Source organism: Leisingera sp. F5, from assembly GCF_001593695.1.
This window is the reverse complement of record NZ_LUKH01000409.1, coordinates 1-2555: the sequence shown is the minus strand read 5'-3', so window position 1 is coordinate 2555 and position 2555 is coordinate 1. Positions and strand designations below refer to the sequence as shown.

Sequence of the window (2555 nt, the reverse complement as noted above, 5' to 3'; positions counted from 1 at the left end):
ATCGGCCCCGGCGGGCGGGTGATCTTCACGCCCGCGGCGGCCAGCTGCTCGCAGGCGGCATAGACATCCGGCGTTTCGATGCAGATATGGCCCCAGCCATTGCCCTTGTCATAGGGCTCTTCCTGGTCCCAGTTTGCGGTGAGCTCCAGCGCCGGCGACTCCGCCTCCGGGCCGTAGCCGATGAAGGTGTTGGTGAATTTGCCCTCGGGGTAGTCGGTGCGGCGCAGCACCTCCATGCCCAGAATTCCGCAGTAGAATTCCAGCGATTTCTCCATGTCCATCACCCGCATCATCGTGTGGGCTAGGCGGAAACCCTTGGAAATGGGGTCACTCATTTGGTTTGTTCCTTTTGATTCAGGCGTTTGCCGGATCGGTTGCCACAGTGCTGGCCCCGGAACTGGCCAAGTCGCGTTCAATCAGGTCCTGGAAAGCGCGGACGCTGTCTTCCCAGGCGGGCGACAGCAGGCCGCCATCGGCCGCAACTGGAGATTTGCGGCCTTCGAACATGCGTTCGACCATCTCGTGGTCTTCCTTGTGGACATCCCACCAAAGTGTTTTCAGGCATTCGATTTCCTCGGCGCTCAGCTCCTCGCCTTCGGTGGTGTAAAGCGCGCGGTACTGGCGCATCTTGCCGGGGCCGATGGGTACGTTCAGGTAGACGCCCAGCTGGTCGGGGAAGTATCGCCCCAGGATGAAGTTGGGATAAAGCGTCAGATAGCGCGAGCTGACTCCGAGGCTGCCGGAGGTGCCGATCTCCTCCTTCAGATCCACGGCGCTGCCGATGCAGTTGCCGTCGGTGATGGTATAGTGATCCTCCAGCGGCTGGTCGGTGGTCGAGGTATGCACGAACTGGACATGGTAGGGCTCGATGAAGTTCTCCATGATCAGTTTCCAGTTGGTGTCGATCTCGCCGAAATCGAGGAGGCCGATCGGTTCCACCTTGGCAAAATCCATCCCTTCAAGACGGTTGATCAGCGGTGCGGCATACTCTTCGAACTCCGGCGCGTTGCCGTCCAGATTGACGAAGATCCAGTCGTGCCAGACATGGGTGCGCACAGGCTTCAGGCGGTGCTCCTTCAGATCGAAACCGTCAAATTCCTGCTTGCCGGTGCCGGCAAAATGCGGTGCGGCGCGCAGTCGGCCCTCCAGGTCATAGGCCCAGGCGTGATAGGGGCAGCGGATCAGCTTGCCGACGTTCTTGGGCTTGTCCACCAACGTCATGCAACGGTGCAGGCAGACGTTGTGGAACACCTGGATGCTGTCGTCCTGATCGCGTACCGTCAACAACGGCAGACCGGCGCAGCTGACCGGGTTGGCATCGCCGGGATTGGCGATCTGATGGGCAAAACCGATGAACACCCAGTTCTTGGACAGGACCGTCTGGCATTCCCGTTGCCAGATGCCCTTGCTGCGGTAGGCGTCCGCGGTCAGGCCATGCTGAGGCCCTCCGGCTACCCGTGCTTTTTCTTCGGCAATTGTCATTTGTCCTCCCTTCGACACTGCCACATGCACAGCGGCTTTATGGGCCATGCGCATGGAAACTGTTCTTGCACTGACTGTCCCGTTTCAGGTTCTGCGCCATTCGCAGGACTTGGATGTCATGTTTGCGAAAATCGCACGATTTGGCAACATTTTTTTACGATATTCGTCGTGTTGTGGAATTTTCAGACAAGAAATAGGAGAAAGCTGTTCAGAAAGCGTCAAGTGAGTGCGAAATTCGCATGTATAAGTCGGGTCAGTGCCGGGAATCGCTTTTTATAGCAGGAGATCTGCCGGACACCGTGCCTGCAGCAGGGCATTTGCGGCGTGTCCGGGCGAAGGCGCTGGATTGCAGGCTCCTGGAAACGGGAAATGCCGCGTGAGTGGTTTGCGAATTCCGCCATGGATGCTTATGGTCGGTTGCGGATACAGTAACCGGGCAGCAGGCATATGGCAGGCAAGCAGCAATCCTCTGCGCGCAGCAAGCGCGCCAGTCAAAGCATCCGTTCTCCAGGGGACGATCTGAATCAGCAGATCATCCGGCTGCTGCAGCAGGACGGGCGGATGGCATTTTCAGAAATTGCCCAGAAACTGGAGGTTTCCGAAGGCACAATCCGCAACCGGGTGAGCGGCCTGCGGGAGAACAACATGCTGCGGATCGTGGCGATGTCGGATCCGGTGGCCACGGAATACACCACCGACGCGATGATCGGGCTGAACGTCGCAGCCGGGGTAACCCCGCGGCAGGTGGCGGAAAGGCTGGAGAGGGACCCGCGCGTCGTTTTCATCCTGTGGGTCGCGGGCCGCTATGACCTGATCGTTGAGCTGGTCAGCGATGACGCTGATGCGCTGAAAGGGTTTCTTGAGCACGAGATCCACGCCAGCGATGATATCGCAAAGGCGGACGTCATGTTTGGCTTGAAGAACTTTAAGAACCAGTTCCTGCTAAAACGGGATGTGAAGGATTGTGAGGAAGCTGCCAGCGGCTGATGCCCGCAAAATGAATGCAGCTTCATCAGTACGGTTTCCTTCGGCTGTTTAAGTATTCCCGGATAGAGCCTGCCCCCTTGCGATAG

The 2555-nt window shown here is 58.5% G+C and carries 3 protein-coding genes; 1 reads left to right on the top strand and 2 read right to left on the bottom strand.

What is annotated here, in order from left to right; all coding sequences use genetic code 11:
* Positions 1 to 335 (bottom strand): VOC family protein (locus tag A2I95_RS31065; protein WP_291736020.1); only part of this gene is annotated, 335 nt, incomplete at its 3' end.
* Between the two features lie 19 nt (positions 336 to 354).
* Entirely contained in the window at positions 355 to 1482 is a 1128-nt protein-coding gene (locus A2I95_RS31060) for an aromatic ring-hydroxylating dioxygenase subunit alpha (RefSeq protein WP_291736018.1), read from the bottom strand.
* 498 nt (positions 1483 to 1980) lie between these two features.
* Here A2I95_RS31060 and A2I95_RS31055 point away from each other — a divergent pair, with 498 nt between their 5' ends.
* Positions 1981 to 2469 (top strand): Lrp/AsnC family transcriptional regulator, encoded by a 489-nt coding sequence (locus A2I95_RS31055; RefSeq protein WP_367153097.1) that lies wholly within the window; start codon positions 1981 to 1983, stop codon positions 2467 to 2469.
* Positions 2470 to 2555: the final 86 nt, after the last annotated feature.

Bases quoted from the DNA above. Each gene is read 5' to 3' on its own strand.
- A2I95_RS31060 (WP_291736018.1), bottom strand. From the start codon at position 1,482: ATGACAATTGCCGAAGAAAAAGCACGGGTAGCCGGAGGGCCTCAGCAT.